Origin of the sequence: Arthrobacter sp. Soc17.1.1.1, from assembly GCF_036867195.1 — a bacterium.
GTDB lineage: Bacteria > Actinomycetota > Actinomycetes > Actinomycetales > Micrococcaceae > Arthrobacter_D.
In genome coordinates this window covers 2,020,763-2,044,278 of the sequence record NZ_JBAJII010000001.1, presented here as the reverse complement: position 1 = coordinate 2,044,278, position 23,516 = coordinate 2,020,763, and the positions used below count along the sequence as shown (strand labels likewise).

The following is a 23,516-nucleotide window of genomic DNA, read 5'->3' as shown; positions in this document are numbered from 1 at the left end:
GGTGCGGTTCCCGTGGCCGCCCGGCCACGTGGGACACTAAGGGGAGTGAAACGGCGCGGACGAGCCCGGCCGCCGTCGACGACGGCCCGGCTGCGGACTGCACGCCGGCCCTGTCCCGTAACAGTGAGGAACCTACGTGTCACCCATGGCCCGCACCGCGCCGGTGCCCGCCGCCACCGATCCGGCGATCATCAGGAATTTCTGCATCATCGCCCACATCGATCACGGGAAGTCCACGCTGGCGGACCGCATGCTCCAGCTCACCGGAGCCGTGGAGCAGCGGGACATGAAGGCGCAGTACCTCGACCGGATGGATATCGAGCGCGAGCGCGGCATCACCATCAAGTCCCAGGCCGTGCGCCTGCCCTGGGAGGTCGACGGGACCGCCTACGCGCTGAACATGATCGACACGCCCGGGCACGTCGACTTCACCTACGAGGTGTCCCGCTCCCTCGCTGCGTGCGAGGGAGCGGTCCTGCTCGTCGATGCGGCGCAGGGCATCGAGGCCCAGACCCTCGCGAACCTGTACCTCGCGATGGAGAACAACCTCACGATCATCCCCGTGCTGAACAAGATCGACCTGCCCGCCGCCCAGCCGGAGAAGTACGCGGCGGAACTGGCGAGCCTGATCGGCGGCGACCCGGAGGACGTGCTGAAGGTCTCCGGCAAGACGGGCGTGGGCGTCGAGGCCCTCATGGACAAGATAGTCCGTGACCTGCCCGCCCCCACCGGGAATCCGGATGCGCCCGCTCGGGCGATGATCTTCGACTCCGTGTACGACACGTATCGCGGCGTGGTCACCTACGTCCGCGTCGTCGACGGCAAGCTGAGCCCCCGCGAACGCATCCAGATGATGTCGACCCGCGCCAGCCACGAGCTGCTCGAGATCGGCGTCAGCTCTCCCGAGCCGAAGCCGTCCAAGGGCCTGGGCGTCGGCGAGGTGGGCTACCTCATCACCGGCGTGAAGGACGTCCGCCAGTCGAAGGTCGGCGATACCGTCACCAACCTCGCGAAGCCGGCCGCGGAGTCGCTCGGCGGCTACCAGGACCCGAAGCCGATGGTCTTCTCGGGCCTCTACCCCCTCGACGGCACGGACTACCCCGTGCTCCGCGATGCCCTGGCGAAGTTCACCCTCAACGACGCCGCCCTCGTCTACGAGCCGGAGACCTCCGCCGCCCTGGGCTTCGGCTTCCGTGTCGGCTTCCTCGGCCTGCTGCACCTCGAGATCACGCGTGAGCGCCTCGAGCGGGAGTACAACCTCGACCTGATCTCCACGGCACCCAACGTCGAGTACGAGGTCACCCTCGAGGACAAGCGCGTCCTCAAGGTCACCAACCCGAGCGAGTACCCGGTGGGCAAGATCGCCGAGGTGCGCGAACCTATGGTGTCTGCGACCATCCTCGCGCCGTCGGAGTTCGTCGGCGCCATCATGGAGCTCTGCCAGCAGCGCCGCGGCGTCCTCGGCGGCATGGACTACCTGTCCGAGGACCGCGTGGAGATCCGCTACCGGCTGCCCCTCGCGGAGATCGTCTTCGACTTCTTCGACCTGCTGAAGTCCAAGACCCGCGGCTACGGCTCCCTCGACTGGAAGGCCGACGGCGACCAGGTGTCCGACCTCGTCAAGGTGGACATCCTCCTGCAGGGGGAGCAGGTGGACGCCTTCAGCGCCATCACCCACCGCGACAAGGCCTACGCGTACGGCGTCATGATGACGGGCAAGCTCCGCGAACTCATCCCGCGGCAGCAGTTCGAGGTGCCCATCCAGGCGGCCATCGGCGCGCGGATCATCGCGCGCGAGAGCATCAGGGCCATCCGCAAGGACGTCCTGGCCAAGTGCTACGGCGGTGACATCACCCGCAAGCGCAAGCTCCTCGAGAAGCAGAAGGAGGGCAAGAAGCGCATGAAGATGGTGGGCCGGGTCGAGGTCCCCCAGGAAGCCTTCATCGCCGCGCTGTCCTCCGACGAGTCGAAGGACAAAGCCAAGAAGTGACCCGGATCGGTTTCCAGGGGACGGGCCGGCATGCCTAGCGCCCTGCCGCTCGGCCTGCCGGCGCCCGACGACGGCCTCCTTCCGCCCGCAGCGGCTGACGGAGCCCTCGAGCGCGCCTTCTGCCTGTACGTGCACATCCCCTTCTGCGCCGTCCGCTGCGGCTACTGCGACTTCAACACGTACACGGCCACCGAGCTCGGCGGCGGAGCGTCGCAGGACGCCTATGCGGGCTCGGTGCTCGAGGAGATCGCCCTCGGGGCCCGTGTCCTCGAGTCCTCGGGGGTGCCGGCCCGGCCCCTCTCGACCGTCTTCTTCGGTGGCGGCACCCCGACGCTGCTCCCCGCCGAGGACCTCGCCTCGATCCTCCGGAGCGCACGTGCAACCTGGGGGCTGGCTCCGGACGCCGAGGTCACCACCGAGGCCAATCCCGACTCCGTCACCCCCGAATCGCTGCGGATCCTGCGCGACGCCGGGTTCACCCGCGTGTCCTTCGGTATGCAGTCGGCCGTTCCGCACGTCCTCGCCGTGCTCGACCGGACGCACTCGCCCGAGCGCGTCCCGCAGGCCGTGCAGTGGGCGCGCGAGGCCGGCCTCAGCGTCAGCCTCGACCTGATCTACGGCACGCCGGGGGAGTCGCTCGAGGACTGGCGCACGTCGCTCGCCACGGCGCTGTCCTACGGCCCCGACCACATCTCCGCCTACGCCCTCATCATCGAGGACGGGACACGGCTCGCCTCGCGGATCCGGCGCGGACAGGTGCCGCCCATCGACGACGACGACCACGCCGACAAGTACGCCCTCGCCGACGAGATGCTCACGGCCGCCGGCCTGCACTGGTACGAGGTGAGCAACTGGGCGCGGACCCCCGCGGACGAGTGCCGGCACAACCTCGCCTACTGGCGCGGCAGCGACTGGTGGGGCGCCGGTCCGGGCGCGCACTCCCACGTGGGTGGCACCCGCTGGTGGAACGTGAAGCACCCGCGGCCCTACGCGGAGGCGCTCGGTGCCGGCCGCTCACCTGCTGCAGGGCGCGAGGTGCTGTCCGCGGAGGACCGCTACGTGGAGGACGTCATGCTGCGCGTCCGGCTGCGCGAGGGTCTTCCCACGGAGTCGCTGACCACGGCGGGGCGCAGGGCCGTCGCGGGGCTGATCGCCGACGGGCTCGTGGACCCGGCCGCCGCGTTCGCGGGCCGCGTGGTGCTGACCCTCGACGGCAGGCTGCTCGCCGACGCCGTCGTGCGGCGACTGCTGCCGGACTGATCGCAGGCCATACTGCCGGACTGCTGCCGGACCGACTACCGGACTGACCGTCGGGGCGTCGTCCGCTCAGCGGATCAGGCGCAGGTTCAGGGCGTACCGGTACGGCCGGCCCCGGTTGACGTGGATGCCGGCGTTGACCGAGAAGATCGTGATGACGACCCAGATGAGTGCGTTGACGACGGCGAAGAGGCCCCCGATCTCCGGCACGAGCGACAGGAGCCACGCCACGAGGGCCAGCGCCGTCGGCGGGAGCGTGAAGTTCAGCGCCTCCTTGGACTCCTGCGCGGTGAACGGGCCGCGGTCCCTGAAGATGAGGTAGATCAGCAGCGAGGGGATGAAGCCCAGGATCCCGCCGAAGTGTGCCAGCGTGGCGTACTGCCGGTCCTCGGACGCCGTCAGGGGGAGTGCGGTGGCCGGGATCCCCTCGAACGCGGGTCGGGCGTCGTTCCGGCCGTGGTGCTGGTGGTCGGCAGTGTTGGACAACTTCGGTTCCTTTGGTTACTGGCGGAAACTCTCCCCCGGAGTGTGTTTCAAGGATACGGGGTGGCCCGGCCCGTCCGGCTCACGCGGTGCCCGGTGGCGCGGTCAGGAAGTCGATGACCTCCTCGACCCGGCCCAGCAGCGACGGCTCCAGGTCGGCGTACGTGCTGACGCCCGCGAGGATCCGCTTCCACCCGTGGGCGACGGCGGCCTGGTCGTGGTGCGGCCAGCCGAGACCGGCGAGGATGCCCGTCTTCCAGTCCTGGTGGCGCGGCACCACGGGCCAGGCCTCGAGTCCGAGAGCAGCCGGCTTCACGGCCTGCCAGACGTCCACGTAGGGGTGGCCCACGATCAGCACGTGGTTGCGGGCCCCGGGCACGGTCATGGCCTGCTGCGCGATCCGCCATTCCTTGGTCTGTGGCAGCAGATGGTCGACGAGGATCCCGAGCCGGCGCTCCGGCCCCGGCCCGAACGCCCGGACGGCCCCTTCGAGATCGTCGACGCCGTGCAGCGGTTCCACGACGATGCCCTCCAGGCGGAGGTCGTCGCCCCAGACCTTCTCGACCAGCTCGGCGTCGTGCTTGCCCTCGACCCAGATCCGGCTGGCGCGCGCCGTCCGGGCGCGGGCCCCGTCGACCCGGACGGAACCGGAGGCGGTGCGGGTGGAGGCCGGGGCGGCGCGTGTCACGGGCGCGACGACGTGCACGGGCGCCCCGTCGAGGAGGAAGCCGTGGCCGAGCCGGAAGGTGCGCTTCTTCCCGCGCCGGTCCTCGAGCACCATGACGTGCAGCCCGCCGGACTTCTCGACGCGGATCACAGCACCGACGAAACCGCTCTGCACGTCCTCCAGGACCATGTCCTTCTCGACCGGGACGTCGGGCAGGGCGACCCGCCTGGGAGCCGCGATGTCCTGTGCTCCCCAGCCGTAGTCCATGCCGAGCCTGCCCTTCCGGTAAGGGCTCCGGCGGTGTGCCGCGGCCCGGGTCCCCAATGCTAACAATCGCTGCGGACGTACTAGACTTGGCACTTGGGCGTGTCGAGTGCTAACCGCTCGGAACCACCCGCCCGCCGCGCTCGTGAGGGAAGGGAACAGACCCGGAGGTGACACAGGAATGAGTGAACCACGACGCCTGGAGGTGCTCCGGGCCATCGTCGAGGACTACGTCCACTCCCGGGAGCCCGTCGGCTCCAAGGCCCTCGTCGACCGCCACGGGCTGGGCGTCTCGTCCGCCACGATCCGCAACGACATGGCCGTCCTCGAGGAGGAGGGCCTCATCGCGGCCCCCCACACCAGCTCGGGCCGCATCCCGACGGACAAGGGCTACCGCCTGTTCGTCGACCGCATCTCCGAGGTGAAGCCGCTCTCGGCCCCCGAGAAGAAGGCCATCCAGACACTCCTGGAGGGCGCGGAGGACCTCGACGACGTCATGGACCGCACCGTGCGGCTGCTCGCGCAGCTGACCAACCAGGTCGCCGTCGTGCAGTTCCCCCGCGTCGGGGGAGCGTCGGTGCGGCACATCGAGTTCGTGCTGCTGGCGCCGCAGCAGATCCTCGTGGTGCTCATCGCGAGCAACGGCACCGTGCAGCAGCGCATCGTGCGGACGCCCGCGGCGATCCAGGAGGCCGAGCTCGCGGATCTCAGGCAGCGCATCCTCTCGGCGGTGTCCGGCATGAAGCTCGCGGCGCTGCCCGCCGAGCTCGGGGTCGCCCTGTCGCAGCTGCCCCCCGCCCTGAGGGCGCACGGGGGTACGATCATCAGGGCGCTCGAACAGCTCGCAGGGCTCGGCCGCGACGACCGGATCCTGCTGGCAGGGACGGCGAACCTCGCTCGTTCCACCGGCGATTTCCCCCTGAGCATCGGCCCCGTCCTCGAGGCGCTCGAGGAGCAGGTGGTGATGCTGAGGCTCCTGTCCGAGATGGAGTACGACGCCCGCGGCATCTCGGTGAGGATCGGGAGCGAGAACCCTTACGGCGGCCTGTCGGGGGCCTCCGTCGTCGCAACGGGCTACGGACCGGACGCCGGTGCGAAGCTCGGGGTCCTCGGGCCCACCCGCATGGACTACCCGACGACGATGGCCGCCGTGCGCGCCGTCGCCCGCTACCTCTCGAGGATCCTCGAGGAGTAGGCGAGTGCCCTCCGGGGCACCCAGACAATTTCCGCCGGGAACGGCGAGCAGCAGACAGCAGTCTCCAACAGGAAGTGATGTGCACGAGTGAGTAATCACTATGAGGTCCTCGGTGTGGCGCAGGGTGCGACCGGCGAGGAGATCAAGAAGGCGTACCGCAAGCTGGCGCGCAAGCTCCACCCCGACGTGAACACCGGGGAGGACGCCGCGGAGGATTTCAAGCGCGTCACGCACGCCTATGAGGTGCTCTCGGACCCCCAGAAGCGCCGGGTCTACGACACCACGGGCAACGAGAACGGCACGGACAACGGCTACGGCGCCGGCTACTCGGGCTCCGGGTTCGCGTTCCAGGACATCTTCGAGACCTTCTTCGGTGGAGGCGGCCAGCAGGCCGGCGCGCCGACCAGGACCCGCCGCGGGCAGGACGCCCTCATCAACGTGCGGATCGACCTGAAGGACGCCGTGTTCGGCGCCAACAAGAAGATCGAGGTGGACACCGCCGAGGTGTGCCCCACCTGCGACGGCAGCTGCTGCCAGCCCGGAACGTCCGTGCGCACCTGCGACATCTGCGGCGGTTCCGGTCAGGTCCAGCGCGCCGTGCGGTCCATCCTCGGCCAGGTCATGACGAGCGCGCCCTGCGGCACCTGCCAGGGCTACGGCACCGTGATCCCGAGCCCCTGCCACGAGTGCAGCGGCGAGGGCCGCATCCGGGCCCGCCGCACCCTGACCATCAAGGTCCCCGCCGGCGTCGGCACGGGCACCCGCATCCAGCTCGCCGGGCAGGGCGAGGCAGGCATCGCCGGTGGCCCGCAGGGCGACCTCTACGTGGAGATCCGCGTCAACACCGATTCGACCTTCCTCCGCGACGGCGACGACCTGCACGTGACCCTCAGCGTCCCCATGACGGCGGCCGCGCTCGGCACCAGCGTGCACCTGGACACCTACGACGGCGACCAGGAGCTCGTGATCAAGCCCGGGACGCAGTCGGGGGAGATCCTGACGCTGCGCGGGCTCGGCGTCACGCACCTCCGCGGCCAGGGCCGGGGGGATCTCCGCGTCCACCTCAACGTCGAGACCCCGCGCAACATCGACCACCAGCAGGAGGAGCTCCTGCGCCGGCTCGCGGAACTGCGCGGCGAGGAGTACACGGACGGGCAGCTCGCCAGCAGCGGCTCCGGCGTCTTCGCCCGCCTCCGGGAGCGCCTTGGGAACCGCTGAGCATGACGCGACCCCTCTTCTTCGGACCGGCCGACCAGGTCCGGTCGGCCGAGCCCGGCGCAGCCTTCGTCCTCGGCGGTGACGAGGGGCGCCATGCCGCCACCGTGCGTCGGCTCGTCGCGGGCGAGCGCATCGACGTCTCCGACGGCGCGGGCTACCGGCTCGGTGGCGTGATCGCCGCGGTCGGGACGGGCACGGTCGAGCTCCGTGTCGAGACGGCGGGACAGGATCCGGCGCCGCGGCATCGCCTCGTGCTCGTGCAGGCCCTCGCCAAGGGCGGCCGGGACGAGCAGGCCGTCGAGGCGGCCACCGAACTCGGCGTCGACGGCGTCGTGCCCTGGCACGCGGAGCGCAGCATCGTCCGGTGGCGGGGCGACAAGGCCGAGAAGGGCCGGCAGAAGTGGGTATCGCTCGTCGGCGCGGCCGCCAAGCAGTCCCGCCGCTCGTTCGTCCCCGAGGTGCACGGCGTGCTGGACACCTCGGGGCTCGCCGGCTGGGCGTCATCGGTGGACCGGATGCTCGTGCTCCACGAGGACGCTGAGGACTCCCTCGCGGACCGGATGTCGGCGTTGCGCGGCGCCGGCGCACTGGACGCGCCCTCCTCCACCGCCGTCGTCGTGGGGCCCGAGGGCGGCATCAGCGACGCCGAGCTCGGCAAGCTCCGGGCCGCCGGGGCGCACACGGCGCGCCTGGGACCCCACGTCCTGCGGTCGTCGTCGGCCGGGCCGGCCGCCCTCGTCCTGCTGAACCACCTGCTCGGCCGCTGGTAGCCGCCGACTGCCGGGCCGCGCCTACCGGACCACGACGCTCTTGGAGTCGTGCGCCTCACCGTCACCCTCGGGCACGGACACCGTGATCTCGTACCGGCCCGGCGGGAGCGTCACGGAGAAGGAGTAGGCACCGTCCTCCGGGGTGATGTCCACCGACCCGTCGCGGAACAGGCCCGTGGGGCCGTCCTCCGAGCCGTCCACCCTGCGGTCGATACGCCACGCGACGGATTCCTCGGAGGAGTGGCCCGTGCCGTGGATGATCAGGCCGGCGGTGTCGGCCTGCACGTCCTGCTGCGGGTCGATGATCCAGACCGGCGCGAGAAAGGCCGTGTCCCGCGTCCACTCGCCCACCAGGTCGATGGCGTCGAAGGCGCGGATGTCCGCGGCCCCGTCGACGAGGACGACGACGGAACTCGACTCGCCGCCCGGGATCAGGCCCGCGTTCGCGGCGGCAGCGGTCGCGGTGAAGACGAGCTGCTGCAGCGCCAGGCGGGCCGCGTCCTCGTCGAGCCGCGACGCGAACGCGTCGGAGGAGATGTCGAGCGTGATCACGTTCTTCGTGGAGATCGCCGAGCGCACGCTCGAGGCCTGCTGCCACGGGGACCGGTAGTCGGGGTCGAGCGGCGTACCCCCGGTCATGAGCCGCACCGCGTCGGCGATGGGATCGCCGGTGGATCCCTCCGGAGCGGGGAGGAATTCGCGGAACAGGCGGTCGTCGCCCTCGACGTCACCGAGCCAGTACACCGGCAGGAGCGCCTGCGCCGAACCGGCGGGGCCGGCCGCCGCGCCCTGCGTCTGGACCGCGGGACCGGAGGGGGCTGCACTTCCGGCGGAGGGCGTGGCGAAGGGCTCGGCGATGGCCGTGGTCGGTGCCCCGCCCTGGAGCAGACCGGCGTTCGGGACGATGAACACCGTGCTCACGACGAGGACTCCGCCCGAGACCAGGAGGATGCCGGGCAGCCCGAGGCGGCTCCGCTTCAGGGGATCCTGCTCACTCATGCCGGCCCCCTTCCGTCGGGCGCGCCGCTGCGCGGGTCGATGCGTGGAATGATCGCGGCCCACCGACGTCGTGAGTCGGTGCTGGCGCGGACCGGGTGCCGGTTCGCGGTCCCGGGCCGGTTTCAGCTTGGCACAGGGCAGGGGGACGTACCCGCACGAAAACCTCCACGGATACGACTGAAACCCGATCGATACGAAGCCGTTGCCGATTCGCGATGAAAACCGAGTGTCACTCGGTCAAGGTGCCGGATGCCGCACATCACCTCTGGAGGTGGCTCCTGCGGGAATCAAGGGGCCTCTGCTCCGGTTGACCAGAGGGGGCAGGAAAAGGGCCATGGCGTAACATTGGCGCTACTGCCACCGGCGCCGATCAGCCCGCACATCCCCCCGTGGGAGCGGCGCCCGGCAGGGGCAGCACCCATCCACACGAGCACGACTACTCGAATGAGGGCGATCAGAGGCCGGACGGCCGAGCTATGAGCGAATCTTCAACAGGCATCAACGCGGCAGGACTGGACACCAGGATGTTCGTCTTCGACTCGACCGAGCAGATGGTGCAGGCCCTCGGTTCGAACGACGAGGCCCTCCGTCTGATCGAGGACTCGTTCCCGGGCGTCGGTCTCCAGGCGCGGGGCAACGAGCTGACCATCACCGGGCCGTCGGCGGACGTGCTGCGCACCGAGCGGCTCATCGGTGAGATCCAGACGATGGCCCGCAACAACGCCACCGTGTCCCCCCAGGTCCTCGAGCAGCTGGTCACGATGCTCAAGACGCAGAGCGCGGCCAGGCCGTCGGAGGTCCTCTCCGTCAACATCCTCACCTCCCGGGGCAAGACCATCCGCCCCAAGACGCTCAACCAGAGCACCTACGTCGACGCGATCGACCGCAACACCATCGTGTTCGGGATCGGCCCGGCCGGTACCGGCAAGACCTACCTGGCCATGGCCAAGGCCGTGCAGGCGCTGCAGCAGAAGGAGGTCAACCGGATCATCCTCACGCGGCCCGCCGTGGAGGCGGGGGAGCGGCTGGGCTTCCTGCCCGGGACGCTCAACGACAAGATCGATCCGTACCTGCGCCCGCTCTACGACGCCCTGCACGACATGATGGACCCCGATTCCATCCCGCGCCTCATGGCCGCCGGGACGATCGAGGTGGCCCCGCTCGCCTACATGCGCGGCCGGACGCTCAATGACGCCTTCATCATCCTCGACGAGGCCCAGAACACCACGCCGGAGCAGATGAAGATGTTCCTCACGCGCCTGGGCTTCGGGTCGAAGATGGTCGTCACCGGCGACGTCACGCAGGTGGACCTCCCCGGCGGTACCAGCTCCGGTCTGCGGATCGTCAGCGACATCCTCCGCGACGTCGACGACGTGCACTTCAGCGAGCTCGACTCCTCGGACGTCGTCCGCCACCGCCTCGTCGGTGACATCGTCACCGCCTACAGCGCGTGGGACGAGGAGCAGCGCGCCGGACAGGCACGCCCGGCCCGACCGGCGGGCAACCGATGAGCGTCGAGATCAACAACGAGTCCGGGTACGACGTCGACGAGGAGTCGCTCGTCCGCCTCACCAACTACCTGTTCGAGTCGATGTTCCTGCACCCCGAGGCGGAACTCTCGATCATCCTGGTCGACACCGCGGCGATGGAGAAGCTGCACGTCGAGTGGATGGACGAGCCAGGACCCACGGACGTGCTGTCCTTTCCCATGGACGAACTGCGCCCCGGCACACCGGGTCGGGTCACGCCTGCCGGGCTGCTCGGGGACATCGTCCTCTGCCCGGAGGTCGCCGCGTCCCAGGGCGCGGCCGCAGGCCACAGCACGAACGACGAACTGCTGCTGCTGACCACCCACGGCGTGCTCCACCTTCTCGGCTACGACCACGCGGAACCCGAGGAGGAGAAGGAGATGTTCGGCCTGCAGCGGCAGCTCCTCTCCGGCTTCCTCGGCGGGGACGCACCCCGGGAGACCCGCGCTTGACCATCTGGCTCCTCGGGCTCATGGCCCTGCTCTTCGCCCTCACCGCCGCCCTCGTCACGGCAGCGGAAGCAGCCTTCAGCTACCTGCCGCGCCAGGAGGGCGAGGCCCTCCTGGCGGAATCGCGCACCTCGTCGCTTCGCCGCATCCTCGACGCCCCCGTGGCGCACATGCACGCCCTGCGCTTCTGGCGCGTGTGGTTCGAGATGGCGGGCGCCGTCGCCGTCGCCATCCTCTTCCACGACCTGCTGGACAGCATCTGGCTCGCCGGGCTCCTCGCCACCGCGGTCATGGCGGCCATCGGCTTCGTGATCGTGGGCGTCTCGCCCCGCCAGCTCGGGCGGATGCACGCCCCCGCCGTCGTCCGGTTCACCGCCGGGCTCGTGGCGTTCCTGTGCGCCGTCCTCGGGCCGATCCCGCGCTGGCTGGTGCGGATCGGCAGCTCCATCACGCCGGGAGCGAGCCGCGACGAGGCGGCCTTCTTCACGGAGGAGGAGTTCCGCGAGCTCCTGTCCCGGGCCTCCGACGCCGAGATGATCGAGGACAACGAGGCGGAGCTCATCCACTCGGTCTTCGAGCTCGGCGACACCAAGGTCCGCTCCGTCATGGTGCCCCGCACCGACATGGTCACGATCGAGAGCGGATCCACGCTCGACCAGGCCATGTCCCTCTTCCTCCGCTCCGGCTACTCCCGCATCCCCGTGATCGGGGAGAGCTCCGACGACATCAGGGGACTGCTGTACCTGAAGGACGTCGTCGCGAACCTGCACGGACGGTCGGCGTCGAACCTCGCCCGCCCCGTGGACGCCGTCTGCCGTCCCGCCCGCTACGTGCCCGAATCGAAGCCGGTGGGGGACCTGCTGCGCGAGCTGCAGCGCGAGTCCACGCACGTCGCGATCGTCATCGACGAGTACGGCGGCACGGCCGGACTCGTCACGCTCGAGGACCTCATCGAGGAGATCGTCGGCGAGATCGTCGACGAGTACGACTCCGAGGTGCCCGAGCAGGAACGGCTCGACGACGGCGAGTACCGGGTGAGCGCGCGCATGGGCATCGACGATCTCGGCGAACTCTTCGGCATCGCCCTCGACGACGAGGAGGTCGACACCGTGGGCGGCCTCCTGGCCAAGACCCTGGGGAGGGTGCCGATCGTCGGATCGGAGGTCACAATTGACGGTATCGGGCTGCGGGCCGAGCGCGTGGAGGGCCGACGCAACAGGGTCTCCCACGTGATCGCACACCGCATCCCCCCGGAGCACATCGAGCAGGACGAACGAGAGACGATTGAGGCTGACCATGAGCGACGTTGAACACCGGGCCGGATTCGTCTCGCTCGTCGGCCGGCCCAATGCCGGCAAGTCCACCCTGACGAACGCGCTGGTGGGGCAGAAGGTCGCCATCACGTCCGCGAAGCCGCAGACCACGCGCCACACCATCCGCGGCATCGTGAACCGTGAGGACTCCCAGATCGTCCTCGTCGACACCCCCGGCCTGCACCGGCCCCGCACGCTCCTCGGCCAGCGCCTCAACGACCTCGTCGCCGACACCCTCGCCGAGGTCGACGCCGTGGGGTTCTGCATCCCCGCCAACGAGAAGATCGGTCCGGGCGACCGCTTCATCGCCGAGCAGCTCGCGCGGCTGCAGCGCAAACCCCTGATCGCGGTGGTGACCAAGACGGACCTCGTGGACCGGCAGGCCCTGACCGAGCAGCTCCTCGCCGTCTCGAAGCTCGGCACCGAGGTGGCGGGCGCCGACGGCTGGGCGGACATCGTGCCGGTCTCCGCCGCCGATGGCTTCCAGGTGGGCACGGTCGCCGAGGTGTTCAGCCGGCACATGCCGGAGTCACCCGTGCTGTACCCGGGCGGGGAGCTGACGGACGAGCCGGAGGCCGTCATGGTCGCCGAGCTCGTCCGCGAGGCCGCCCTCGAGGGCGTGCGTGACGAGCTGCCGCACTCCCTCGCCGTCGTCGTCGAGGAGATGGTCCCGCGGGAGGGCCGCAGCAAGGACAACCCCATGCTCACCGTCTACGTGAACCTCTACGTCGAGCGGCCGTCCCAGAAGGCGATCATCATCGGGAAGGGCGGGGCGCGCCTGCGCGAGGTCGGCACGAATGCACGCCGCGGGATCGAGGCGCTCCTGGGCACCCCGATCTATCTCGACCTGCATGTCAAGGTGGCCAAGGACTGGCAGCGCGACCCCAAGCAGCTGGTGAAGCTCGGCTTCTGAGCGGCACGACTCGCCCGGCCCGCTCGTTGTGCTGCGGGAACGGGCCGATAGGCTGCGATAGCGCCTCCACCGATTCCCCAGCCGACGCCGGGCGACCGGCAGCGGTGCAACTGTGCCGCCATCCGCCGCAGGAGCGACGACGCGACGTCCCGCCGGCACCGGTCAGTAACGACCAGTACCCACCCAGCACCGACCACGACCGACCATCCGAAGGAGCCCGGGCATGACCCGCCGATCGTCCTCCGAGAGCGCAGACAGCGCCAGCGACGCCTCCCTGGCGGGTCCCGCCGGGACACCCGGCGCCTCGGAACCCGTCGGGCGGCACCTCGGCCGGGGCAGGGGAGGGGCCCACCGCGCCCTGAAGCTGACGGCCATCCTGATGGCGACGGTCCTCGTGGCCGCCGTCGCCTTCGTCGGTGTGCAGGTCCTGCGCCTGCAGTCGAACGTCCTGACGATGCCGCTGAACCTCGCCGAGAACCAGGAGTCGGCGCTCCCCGTCGATTCCAGCACCGACCCCCTGCAGATCCTCATCCTCGGCTCGGACACCCGGACCGGGAACAGCGGCGAGTTCTTCGGCGACGAGAGCGACTCCTCGGGCGAGGGGAACTCGGACGTCATGATGCTCCTGACGCTCTCCGCCGACCGCGAGGACGTCACGGTCGTCTCCTTCCCCCGCGACCTGCTGGTGCCCCTGCCCAGCTGCGTCAACCCCGACACCGGGGAGGTCTCGGAGGCGTTCGACCTCGGGCAGCTGAACGGGGCGCTCGACGAGGGCGGTCCCGGGTGCACCGTTGCCGCGATCAACAACCTCACCGGACTGTCCGTGGACCACTTCATGATGGCCGGTTTCAACGCCGTGAAGGAACTGTCCTCCGCCGTCGGCGGCGTCGAGGTCTGCGTCCAGGAACCCGTCGACGACGAGTACTCGGGACTGTCCCTCCCCGCCGGCACCAGCGAGGTCGAGGGCGATCAGGCGCTGGCCTTCCTCCGCACGCGCCACAGCTTCGGCGACGGCGGCGACACCGGCCGCATCGCCGCCCAGCAGGCGTTCATGGCGTCCCTCGCGCGCAAGGTCCAGGCGGAGGGCACTCTCACCAACCTGCCGAAGCTCTACACGATCGCCGATGTGATCACCCGCAACCTGACCGTCGACGAGGGGCTCTCCCAGCCCACGGAGCTGCTCAAGATCGCCGACCGCATGAAGGACGTGGATCTCGGCAACATCGCGTTCGTGACCGTCCCGACCGAGCCGTGGGTGGAGGACCCCAACCGCCTCGTCCTCGACGAGGAGGCAGCGGCACCCCTGTTCGACGCCCTGCGGGAGGACCGAGGGCTCACCGAGAGCGCCCCGGAGCCCTCGGCCGGCCCGGACGCGTCGGCCACGCCCTCCGCACCCGCTGCCACGCCGACGCCCGGGACACCCGCCGTCGATCCCGCCACGGTGCCCGTCCTCGTCATCAACGCGACGACGGACGCCGACCGCGGTGCCGCGATCCAGCAGCTCCTCGTGGAGGCCGGCTACACGCAGACCACGCCCTTCGCCTCCGTGCCGACCGAGGTGTCGCAGGTCGTGTTCAGCACCGGCTACGACGCCGCCGCGGCCGACCTCGCCGCCCGCTTCGGCATCCCCGAGAGCCAGGTGTTCCTCAGCGAGCAGGCCGCGGGCGTCCAGCTGCTCGTCGGTGCCGATCTCGCCACGAACGCGAAGGTGGTCCCCCCGCCGCTCGGCAGCGACCTGGAGGGCCAGACGGCGGACCAGGTGACCTGCCAGGCGACCTCGGGCCTCTAGCCGGCCGTCCCACCCCGTCGAGACACAGGAACGGGCCCGCCTCGGCGGGCCCGTTCCTGTGTCTCCTACCAGATCCTCACGCGCTCGGCGGGATCGAGCCAGAGGCCGTCCTCCGAGCCGACGGTGAAGGCCTCATGGAACTCGTCGAGGTTCCGCACCACCTGGTTGCAGCGGAACTCGTTGGGGGAGTGCGGGTCGACGGTCAGGCGCCGCTTCGCCTCCTCGGGCCGGATCTTCTGCTGCCAGCACGTGGCCCACGAGAGGAAGAACCGCTGGGTGCCGGTGAGGCCGTCGATGACGGGAGCCTCGGCGCCGCCGAGGCTCAGCAGGTAGGCCCGGTAGCTGATGCCCAGGCCGCCCAGGTCGCCGATGTTCTCCCCGAGGGTCAGCTCGCCGTTGACGGTCTGCCCCGGGACCTCGGAGGGTTCGAGTGCCGCGTACTGCGCCACGAGGCGTCCGGTGAGGGCGTCGAACGCTGTCCTGTCCTCCTCGCTCCACCAGTTCGACAGCCTGCCCGTCCCGTCGAACTGGGACCCCTTGTCGTCGAAGCCGTGACCGATCTCGTGCCCGATCACCGCGCCGATCGCGCCGTAGTTGACGGCGTCGTCGGCCTCGATGTCGAAGAACGGCGGCTGGAGGATCGCGGCGGGGAACACGATCTCGTTCATGGTCGGCATGTAGTAGGCGTTGACGGTCTGCGGGGTCATGAGCCACAGGCCACGGTCGATCGGCCGGCCCAGCTTGTCCAGCTGCCGGCGGTGCTCGAACTCCGCCGCGCGCAGCACGTTGCCGTAGAGGTCGGAGGGCTGGATGTCGAGCGGTCCGTAGTCGATCCACTGGTCGGGGTAGCCGATCTTCGTGGTGAACCGGGACAGTTTCTCGAGCGCCCTCGCCCGCGTCGCGTCGGTCATCCAGGTCAGTGCCGTGATGCTCGACTCGTAGGCCGCGATCAGGTTGCCGACCAGCTCGAGCATCGCGGCCTTATGCGTCGCGGGGAAGTGCCGCTCCACGTAGCGCTGGCCGATCGCCTCGCCCATGGCACCCTCGACCAGGGCGACGCCGCGCTTCCACCGGTCCTTCAGGCGGGGCGTGCCCGCCAGGTGCGTGCCGTAGAACGCGAACGCGGCGTCGACGAACCGCTCGTCGAGGTAGTCGGAGGCCTGCAGCAGGACCCGGCTCGCCAGCCACTCGCGCCACGTGCCGAGGTCCTCCTCGCGCAGTGCGGCATCCAGCCCACGCACGTAGTCCGGCTGGTTGACGACGAGTTCTCCCGCCTGGTCCGGGTCGTCCGTCACGATCCGCAGCCAGGGCACGAGGTGGGCCGAGAGGTCGGCCACGTCGTCGTGCTGGACCAGGTTGTAGGTCTTCTGGGGGTCCCTCCGCTCCACGCTGCCCATCGACGACGCGGCCAGGCGCGTCTCGAGCGCCAGGACCCGGGCCGTCGCGCCCGCGGGATCCTCGGTGCCGACGAGACCGAACAGGGTGGCGAGCAGCTCGGCGTACTTCTCGCGGGTCTCGGCGAACCGGTCCTCGCGGTAGTACGACTCGTCGGGCAGGCCCAGGCCCGACTGGTAGAGGTGCAGCAGGTACCGTTCGGGGTTGCCTGCGTCGTTGCTGACGTAGGGTGCCGCGAGGCCCTGCACGCCGGAGCGGGTGAGGCCGGCGCTGAGGTCGACGAGCTCCCCGACGCTCGTCACCGCGGCGATGCGCTCGAGCAGCGGCAGGATCGGCGCGGCGCCTTCGGCCTCGATGCGCTGCGTGTCCATGAAGTCGGCGTACAGGCTGCCGAGCTTCGCGTCGATCCCGTCGGCGGCACCCGCCCGGCCGGCGGCGTCCTCGATGATCGCGCGGACGGCGAGCTCGGAGGCGTCGCGCAGCGCGGTGAACGAGCCCGTCAGCGGCCGGTCGTCGGGGATGGCGGTGGACGTCAGCCACACGCCGTTGGCGTGTCGGAAGAGGTCGTCCTGGGGCCGGACCGTCGCGTCGAGCTGGTCCGGGTCGAAGGTGCTGATCGTCATGGTCGCTTCCCGCTTCCTCGTGGTGTTCCTCATGGTGTTCCCCGCCGGGACGAACCGGTTCGTCCCGGCGCGGGACGCCCGGAAGCCATCCTATGCGCCGTGCTATCGTGGCAACGTGCGCGCACAGCTGACCCTTCTTCGGTGCCGCGGCGAGGCCATCTAGGACTTCAGAGCCAGTGGCCACTCCTCGCCGCGGAGGTACTGCCCGGCCGCGATGACTCATCCCCAGCAGAGAAGGCCGAACCCCATGCGAAACGCACAGAAGACCTCCGGTATGCCCTTCGGCAAGTACCGCCCCTTCCAGGACCAGATCGCGGTGGACCTCCCGGACCGCACCTGGCCGGACCGCGTCATCACGAAGGCGCCGCGCTGGTGCGCGGTGGATCTCCGCGACGGCAACCAGGCGCTGATCGACCCCATGAACCCCGAGCGCAAGCACAAGATGTTCGACCTGCTGGTCCGCATGGGCTACAAGGAGATCGAGGTGGGCTTCCCGTCGGCCTCCCAGACGGACTTCGACTTCGTGCGGCAGCTCATCGAGGGGGACCGCATCCCCGACGACGTCACGATCCAGGTCCTGACGCAGTCCCGCGAGCACCTGATCGAGCGGACCTACGCGTCCCTCGAGGGCGCCGACCGTGCGATCGTGCACCTCTACAACTCGACGTCGGTGCTGCAGCGCCGCGTGGTGTTCAACCAGGACCAGGACGGGATCATCGACATCGCCCTGCAGGGCGCACGGCTGTGCCGCAAGTTCGAGGAGAACATGGGCGACACCGCGATCACCTACGAGTACTCGCCCGAGTCCTTCACCGGGACCGAGCTCGACTTCGCGGCCCGCATCAGCAACGAGGTGTCGGCGGTGTTCGAGGCGTCCGCGGACCGCCGGATGATCCTGAACCTCCCCGCCACCGTGGAGATGGCCACACCGAATGTCTACGCCGACTCGATCGAGTGGATGAGCCGCAACCTGGCCGACCGGGACAGCATCATCCTGTCCCTGCACCCGCACAACGACCGTGGCACCGGCGTCGCCGCCGCCGAACTGGGCTACCTGGCCGGCGCGGACCGGATCGAGGGCTGCCTGTTCGGCAACGGCGAGCGGACCGGCAACGTGGACCTGGTGACACTCGGCATGAACCTGTTCAGCCAGGGCATCGACCCGGAGATCGACTTCTCCGACATGGACGACATCCGCCGCACCGCGGAGTACTGCAATCAGCTCAGCGTGCCCGAGCGGTCGCCCTACGGCGGCGACCTCGTCTTCACGGCGTTCTCCGGCTCGCACCAGGACGCCATCAAGAAGGGGTTCGAAAGCATGGAGCGCGACGCCGCCGAGGCGGGTGTCGGTGTCGACGACCTGCCCTGGGGCGTCCCCTACCTGCCGATCGACCCCAAGGACATCGGCCGCTCCTACGAAGCCGTGATCCGCGTCAACTCGCAGTCCGGCAAGGGTGGTGTCGCCTACCTGCTCAAGAACGAGCACAGCCTGGACCTGCCGCGCCGCGCGCAGATCGAGTTCTCGGGCGTCATCCAGCGCCGCACCGAGACCCAGGGCGGCGAGGTCAGCGGCGCCCAGCTGTGGTCCGTCTTCCAGGACGAGTACCTGCCCACCCGCGCCGAGGGCGGTACCGAGGCCTGGGGGCACTACGAACTGACCTCGGTGAACACCGACACCGCCGAGGACGGCTCCTTCAAGCTCGTCGCCACGCTCCTCGTCGACGGCATCCAGCAGCGCCGGTCCGCGAACGGCAGCGGGCCGATCGACGCGCTGCTGTCCATCCTCAGCCACGACGGCGTGGACGTGCGCGTGCTCGACTACACGGAGCACGCGCTGTCCTCCGGCGGGAACGCCCGCGCCGCGGCGTACGTGGAGTGCGCGGTGGGCGAGCGGGTCCTCTGGGGTGTCGGCATCGACGCGAACACCACGATGGCCGCCCTGAAGGCCGTCGTCTCGGCGGTCAACCGCGCCATCCGCGACGCGGCCTGACGCTTCCCCGCAGCGCCACCCCCGGCCGGGCATCCGCCTGAGCGGGGGTGGCAGGTGGGAGAATGGACCCGTGCCGTCCTCCTCCCCATCGCGTACCTACCGCACCGAAGGCGTCGTGCTGCGCACGTACAAGCTCGGTGAGGCGGACCGCATCATCGTGCTGCTGACCCGTGACCAGGGCCAGGTCCGCGCCGTGGCCAAGGGGGTGCGGCGGACCAGCAGCAAGTTCGGCTCGCGCCTCGAGCCGTTCATGGCGGTGGATCTCCTCCTCGCCCACGGACGCAACCTCGACATCATCACGCAGGCCCAGACGAAGGGCGCGTACGGGCACGGCATCGCCTCCGACTACGGGCGCTACACGGCCGCGACCGCCATCGCCGAGACGGCCGAACGCCTGACCGACATCGGCGAGGCCGGGGGAGCGCAGTACGCCCTCGTGGCCGGGGCGTTCTCGGCCCTCAGCCGGGACCTGCACCCGTCGGAACTCATCCTCGACTCCTACCTCCTGCGCGCCCTCGCCACGGCGGGGTGGGCGCCCAGCTTCACGCAGTGCGCGCGATGCGGCGCCCCGGGACCCCACTCGGCGTTCTCGGCGCCCCTCGGCGGAGCGGTCTGCCCGGTCTGCCGGCCGCCGGGGGCCGCGTCGCCGTCGGCCGCCACGATGGACCTCCTGGGCGCGCTCCTCACGGGGGACTGGGTCACCGCGGACGCGTCGGAGAGCGGCGCCCGCCGCGAGGCCGCGGGGCTCGTCGGGGCCTACCTGCAATGGCACCTCGAACGCGGGGTCGCCTCCCTCAAACATGTGGAGCGTGCATGAAGAACCCAGCCCGGCCCGTGGCACCCTGGCCCCACCCGAGCGGCGAGCGGGTGCCGTCCATCCCGCGGCAGTTCGTGCCCGAGCACGTGGCGATCGTGATGGACGGCAACGGCCGCTGGGCCAACGAGCGGGGACTGCCGCGCACGGACGGTCACAAGGCCGGCGAGGCGGCGCTGCTCGACGTCATGGCCGGCGCGATCGAGATCGGGGTGCGGCACGTCTCGGTGTACGCGTTCAGTACGGAGAACTGGAAGCGGTCACCGGAGGAGGTCCGGTTCCTCATGGGCTTCAACAAGGACGTGCTGCGGCGCCAGCGGGACCAGCTCCACGAGTGGGGCGTGCGGATCCGCTGGTCCGGGCGCCGTCCGAAGCTGTGGCAGTCGGTGATCCGGGAGCTGGAGGAAGCGGAGCGGCACACGGTGGACAACACCACGTGCACGCTCACCATGTGCGTCAACTACGGCGGCCGCGCCGAGATCGCCGACGCCGCCCGCGCCATCGCGGAGGATGTCGCCGCCGGGACGCTGAAAGCGTCCTCCGTGAGCGAGAAGACGATCCAGCGCTATCTCGACGAACCGGACCTGCCCGACGTCGACCTCTTCCTGCGCACCTCGGGCGAGCAGCGGCTGTCGAACTTCATGCTGTGGCAGTCGGCGTACGCGGAGATGGTGTTCATGAACACCCTCTGGCCCGACGTCGACCGCCGGACGCTCTGGCGCGCCATCGAGGAGTACGCGTCACGGGACCGCCGCTACGGCGGGGCCGTGGACCGCGCCACCACGCGCGTGTCCACCTGACCGCCGGCTCCTGCCCCGGTCGGTCGTCCCTGACCAGTCAGTCCTCCCGCACCGCGGCAGGGGACTGGACGGCAGGGGGCGGGGCGGCAGGGGAAGGCGCAGCAGGAGACGGGACCGTACGGGTCGTGCCGGTGTCGACCGCCCGAACGGGGACGTAGGCGTCCAGCCACCACGCCGCGCTGTCCACGGCGAGCCTGCGCGCCTCGCCGCGGGACAGGAAGACGTCGTGCAGGGCGCCGGGGAGCCGCCGGATGGTCACCCTCGGGCCGAGGGCCGCCGCGCGCCGCACCATCGGCTCCACGTCGAGGACGCTGTCCGTCGCGAGCTTCGCGCTCCTCCACGCGAGGCCGAGGGTCGACGCCGCCGAGCACAGGACGAGGACCGGCACACTGACCGAGGTCCCCCTCGCGAGGGTCGCGTGCCCGTCGAGGACGGCCGCGAGCCAGCCGACCGTGACGGGGAAGCCCGCCTCCGGCCGCCACGCCGGATTGACATGCCACTCGCCCTCACGCGTGTCGCTGATGCTGCGGAAGGACGACCCGGGTTCGGGCAGGCGCAGGCGCAGCTTCGGCCGCCTGCGGGACACCGCACCCAGGAGGCCGCGGGCCGCCCTCTTCAGCAGCGCCGTCCCCAGCGTGTCGAGCCACGGGCTGTTCAGCACGAGCGCGGCGATCCGGCCCGGGTTGCGTGCCGCCCACAGGGTGGCGACGAGTCCTCCGGTCGAGTGGGCGATCAGGACGAGGTCCACGGGGGTCGGGGAGCCGCGGCGCTCGGTGAGCCGCTGCTCGAGCGCGAGGACCGCGGCCTCGAGGTCCACGTCGTACTCCTCGAGCGAGGTCACGTACCCCGGGGTCTGACCGGGCAGCAGGCTGCGCCCGTACTTGTGGAGGTCGAGGGCGAAGAAGGACCAGCCGTGCAGGTGGAGGGTCCGGGCGAGCTCTTCGTGGAAGAAGTAGTCGCTGAAGCCGTGGACGTACAGCACGGCACGCGCCCGGCCGGCCTGCTCGGCAGGGCCGCCGGTCACGTCCGGCTCGTAGGCGACGAGCGTGGCGACCCTCGGGCCCTCGTCGTCGGGCTCCAGCGGCAGGGTCAGGGCACGGAAGGACGAGCCGAGGACGTCCTCGGTCCAGGACTGGTCCGTGCCGGACACGATCCTCCTCCCGCCCCGAGTTGTTGCAGCTGCATCCATCATGGAACTCTTGACCCATGCATTTCTACCCGACCTTCTTCCGGCTCGTCTTCTCGGGAATGGACGCCGAGAGGGCCCACAGGATCGGGTTCGCCCTCATCCGTGCGATCGACCGCACCCCCGTGGGCTGGGGCCTGCGCCGCTTCTGCGCACCCGATGCGAGCCTGGCCACCACGGCCTTCGGGGTGGAGTTCCCGTCCCCCTTCGGTCTCGCCGCCGGGTTCGACAAGGCGGGGAAGGGCGTGCTGTCCCTGACGGTGCTCGGCTTCGGGCACGTGGAGATCGGCACGATCACCGGCCAGGCGCAGCCCGGCAACCCCGCGCCCCGCCTGTTCCGGCTCGTCGAGGACCGAGCGGTGATCAACCGGATGGGCTTCAACAACGACGGCGCCGCGGCCGTGGCGCCCCGCCTCCGCTCCGCGCGGCAGCGGCTGGCGCGCCGGTACGGAGCCCGTAGGCCCGTCGTCGGCGTGAACATCGGCAAGACGAAGAAGGTGGACATCGCCGACGCCGTCGCCGACTACCTCGTGAGCGCCCGCGAGCTCGCCCCTGTCGCGGACTACCTCGTGGTGAACGTGTCCTCACCGAACACGCCCGGGCTCCGGCTGCTGCAGAGCGTCGAGTCCCTCCGCCCCCTGCTGGAGGCCGTCCGCACCACGGCTGACGACGCGGCCGGCCGGCACGTGCCGCTCCTGGTGAAGATCGCCCCCGACCTCACGGACCAGGACCTCGACGACGTCGGGGCGCTGGCCCTGGATCTCGGGCTGGACGGGATCGTGGCCACGAACACCACCATCACGCGCGAGAACCTCACCACCGACGCCGCCACGGTGATGGCCAAGGGCGTCGGCGGCCTCAGCGGTGCGCCCCTGAAGGCCCGCTCGCTGGAGGTCCTCACCCGGCTCCGGGCCGCCGTCGGCGACCGCCTCGCCCTCGTGTCCGTCGGCGGCGTGGAGACGCCCGAGGACGTCATCGAGCGGCTCGAGGCCGGCGCCACCCTCGTGCAGGGCTACACGGCCTTCCTCTACGAGGGGCCGTTCTGGGCGCGCCGGATCAACCGCGGGCTGGCGCGCAGCAGGGCTGCCTGACGACCGCCTCACGCCCGGCGGCACCATCGGGCGAACAGAAGAGCCGGGCCCGAAGGCCCGGCTCCTGTCGATCCCGGTTCGTGCTCGACCCGCCGCTGCTCAGGAGGGGTACTGCCCGCGCTTGACCTGCGGTTTCGGCAGGCGCAGCCGGCGCAGCTGGAGCGCGCGGGTCACCCCGTACCAGAGATCGCCCTGGTTCGGGCCGCCGAACTTCTCCGTCAGCTTCTTCTTCAGCTTGCGCCGCAGCAGCAGGCAGTCCACGATCACGGCGACGATGAGCACCCAGAACGCCAGGAGCACGGCGCTCTGCACCGCCAGGGACTGGAAGAAACTCAGCACCACGAACACCAGCGCAGCGACCATGAGGAACTCGCCGATGTTGATGCGCGCGTCGACGAACTGGCGGACGAAGCGCCGGTTCGGGCCCTTGTCCCGCAACGGCAGGTACCGCTCGTCGTCGGTGTCGAGGGCCTGGCGCATCCTGGCGCGGTCGTCCCGCACCGCGGAACGGTTCTTGTCCTTGGCGGCCTTGCGGTCGGCAGGCACGAGCGGCCGCTTGCGGGCGGCCTGCTGCACGCTCCGCTTGGGCGTCGGCGCCCCCTTGCCCTGGACGCGCTGGGTCTCGTGGGTAGGCGAAGCGCTGTCAACGACTTCCTGGGCAGTGGGTGCTTCCTTATTTCGTCCGAACACCCCCTCAGGATACCGGCTCGCCGAGCCTCCACCGCCGGTCGGGGCCGGACGATTCGTCCGAGGACACCGCCGACGACACCGCCGACGACAC

At 70.5% G+C, this 23,516-nt stretch carries 21 protein-coding genes; 15 read left to right on the top strand and 6 right to left on the bottom strand.

Translation table 11 applies throughout. The annotated features are described in order from the left end of the window. Positions 1 to 136: 136 nt before the first annotated feature. Positions 137 to 1,990 carry a translation elongation factor 4 gene (gene lepA / locus V6S67_RS09405; RefSeq protein ID WP_334210001.1) on the top strand — a complete coding sequence of 618 codons (1,854 nt, stop codon included), beginning with the start codon at positions 137 to 139 and terminating at the stop codon, positions 1,988 to 1,990. Between the two features lie 30 nt (positions 1,991 to 2,020). Then, positions 2,021 to 3,250, top strand: a complete 1,230-nt coding sequence (gene hemW, locus V6S67_RS09400) for a radical SAM family heme chaperone HemW (protein ID WP_334210000.1) — start codon at positions 2,021 to 2,023, stop codon at positions 3,248 to 3,250. Between the two features lie 66 nt (positions 3,251 to 3,316). On the opposite strand, the gene V6S67_RS09395 is transcribed toward hemW, so the two are convergent. Then, a complete protein-coding gene (locus tag V6S67_RS09395) occupies positions 3,317 to 3,733 on the bottom strand; it encodes a DUF4870 domain-containing protein (RefSeq protein ID WP_334209999.1) in 417 nt (138 codons plus the stop codon). A gap of 79 nt (positions 3,734 to 3,812) precedes the next feature. Next, the gene (locus V6S67_RS09390) at positions 3,813 to 4,664 is read right to left on the bottom strand and encodes a DUF3097 family protein (protein ID WP_334209998.1); all 852 of its coding nucleotides are present in this window, start codon (positions 4,662 to 4,664) and stop codon (positions 3,813 to 3,815) included. 178 nt (positions 4,665 to 4,842) lie between these two features. Between V6S67_RS09390 and hrcA the strand changes: the two genes are divergently transcribed. From hrcA to V6S67_RS09375, 3 genes are all read left to right on the top strand, one after another. After that, positions 4,843 to 5,856: a heat-inducible transcriptional repressor HrcA gene (gene hrcA / locus V6S67_RS09385; protein ID WP_334209997.1), complete on the top strand. Its 1,014-nt coding sequence runs from the start codon at positions 4,843 to 4,845 to the stop codon at positions 5,854 to 5,856. Positions 5,857 to 5,943: 87 nt separating this feature from the next. Continuing rightward, entirely contained in the window at positions 5,944 to 7,074 is a 1,131-nt protein-coding gene (gene dnaJ, locus V6S67_RS09380; protein ID WP_334209996.1) for a molecular chaperone DnaJ, read from the top strand. 2 nt (positions 7,075 to 7,076) lie between these two features. Continuing rightward, on the top strand, positions 7,077 to 7,844 hold the full coding sequence (locus tag V6S67_RS09375; protein WP_334209995.1) for a 16S rRNA (uracil(1498)-N(3))-methyltransferase: 768 nt from the start codon (positions 7,077 to 7,079) through the stop codon (positions 7,842 to 7,844). Positions 7,845 to 7,865: 21 nt separating this feature from the next. On the opposite strand, the gene V6S67_RS09370 is transcribed toward V6S67_RS09375, so the two are convergent. Continuing rightward, entirely contained in the window at positions 7,866 to 8,843 is a 978-nt protein-coding gene (locus tag V6S67_RS09370; protein ID WP_334209994.1) for a GerMN domain-containing protein, read from the bottom strand. 476 nt (positions 8,844 to 9,319) lie between these two features. On the opposite strand from V6S67_RS09370, the gene V6S67_RS09365 reads away from it, so the two are divergent. The 5 genes from V6S67_RS09365 to V6S67_RS09345 all read left to right on the top strand — a co-directional run bounded on the left by V6S67_RS09365 (position 9,320) and on the right by V6S67_RS09345 (position 14,836). Then, complete coding sequence (locus V6S67_RS09365; RefSeq protein ID WP_334209993.1) at positions 9,320 to 10,354, top strand: PhoH family protein; 1,035 nt, start codon at positions 9,320 to 9,322, stop codon at positions 10,352 to 10,354. After that, on the top strand, positions 10,351 to 10,824 hold the full coding sequence (gene ybeY / locus V6S67_RS09360) for an rRNA maturation RNase YbeY (RefSeq protein ID WP_334209992.1): 474 nt from the start codon (positions 10,351 to 10,353) through the stop codon (positions 10,822 to 10,824). The genes V6S67_RS09365 and ybeY overlap by 4 nt, the downstream gene beginning before the upstream one ends. After that, positions 10,821 to 12,131 carry a hemolysin family protein gene (locus V6S67_RS09355; protein ID WP_334209991.1) on the top strand — a complete coding sequence of 437 codons (1,311 nt, stop codon included), beginning with the start codon at positions 10,821 to 10,823 and terminating at the stop codon, positions 12,129 to 12,131. Before ybeY ends, V6S67_RS09355 begins: the two co-directional genes overlap by 4 nt. Then, positions 12,118 to 13,047 (top strand): GTPase Era, encoded by a 930-nt coding sequence (gene era, locus V6S67_RS09350; protein WP_334209990.1) that lies wholly within the window; start codon positions 12,118 to 12,120, stop codon positions 13,045 to 13,047. The genes V6S67_RS09355 and era overlap by 14 nt, the downstream gene beginning before the upstream one ends. A 223-nt stretch (positions 13,048 to 13,270) precedes the next feature. Then, on the top strand, positions 13,271 to 14,836 hold the full coding sequence (locus V6S67_RS09345; protein WP_334209989.1) for an LCP family protein: 1,566 nt from the start codon (positions 13,271 to 13,273) through the stop codon (positions 14,834 to 14,836). A gap of 65 nt (positions 14,837 to 14,901) precedes the next feature. Here V6S67_RS09345 and V6S67_RS09340 read toward each other — a convergent pair whose 3' ends face one another. After that, positions 14,902 to 16,854, bottom strand: a complete 1,953-nt coding sequence (locus V6S67_RS09340) for a M13 family metallopeptidase (protein ID WP_334209988.1) — start codon at positions 16,852 to 16,854, stop codon at positions 14,902 to 14,904. Here V6S67_RS09340 and V6S67_RS09335 point away from each other — a divergent pair. The 4 genes from V6S67_RS09335 to V6S67_RS09320 all read left to right on the top strand — a co-directional run bounded on the left by V6S67_RS09335 (position 16,853) and on the right by V6S67_RS09320 (position 20,458). Continuing rightward, positions 16,853 to 17,017, top strand: coding sequence for a hypothetical protein (locus V6S67_RS09335; protein WP_334209987.1), 165 nt, complete (start codon positions 16,853 to 16,855; stop codon positions 17,015 to 17,017). The genes V6S67_RS09340 and V6S67_RS09335 overlap by 2 nt on opposite strands. Positions 17,018 to 17,101: 84 nt before the next feature. Next, positions 17,102 to 18,844, top strand: a complete 1,743-nt coding sequence (gene leuA, locus V6S67_RS09330; RefSeq protein ID WP_334209986.1) for a 2-isopropylmalate synthase — start codon at positions 17,102 to 17,104, stop codon at positions 18,842 to 18,844. A 70-nt stretch (positions 18,845 to 18,914) separates the two neighbouring features. After that, on the top strand, positions 18,915 to 19,661 hold the full coding sequence (recO, locus tag V6S67_RS09325) for a DNA repair protein RecO (RefSeq protein WP_334209985.1): 747 nt from the start codon (positions 18,915 to 18,917) through the stop codon (positions 19,659 to 19,661). Then, positions 19,658 to 20,458, top strand: a complete 801-nt coding sequence (locus tag V6S67_RS09320; protein WP_334209984.1) for an isoprenyl transferase — start codon at positions 19,658 to 19,660, stop codon at positions 20,456 to 20,458. The genes recO and V6S67_RS09320 overlap by 4 nt, the downstream gene beginning before the upstream one ends. Positions 20,459 to 20,495: 37 nt before the next feature. On the opposite strand, the gene V6S67_RS09315 is transcribed toward V6S67_RS09320, so the two are convergent. Beyond that, a complete protein-coding gene (locus V6S67_RS09315; protein WP_334209983.1) occupies positions 20,496 to 21,608 on the bottom strand; it encodes an alpha/beta hydrolase in 1,113 nt (370 codons plus the stop codon). Between the two features lie 56 nt (positions 21,609 to 21,664). On the opposite strand from V6S67_RS09315, the gene V6S67_RS09310 reads away from it, so the two are divergent. Beyond that, positions 21,665 to 22,735 carry a quinone-dependent dihydroorotate dehydrogenase gene (locus V6S67_RS09310; RefSeq protein WP_334209982.1) on the top strand — a complete coding sequence of 357 codons (1,071 nt, stop codon included), beginning with the start codon at positions 21,665 to 21,667 and terminating at the stop codon, positions 22,733 to 22,735. Between the two features lie 99 nt (positions 22,736 to 22,834). Here V6S67_RS09310 and V6S67_RS09305 read toward each other — a convergent pair whose 3' ends face one another. Further along, positions 22,835 to 23,425, bottom strand: coding sequence for a DUF3043 domain-containing protein (locus V6S67_RS09305; protein WP_334209981.1), 591 nt, complete (start codon positions 23,423 to 23,425; stop codon positions 22,835 to 22,837). Between the last annotated feature and the right edge of the window lie 91 nt (positions 23,426 to 23,516).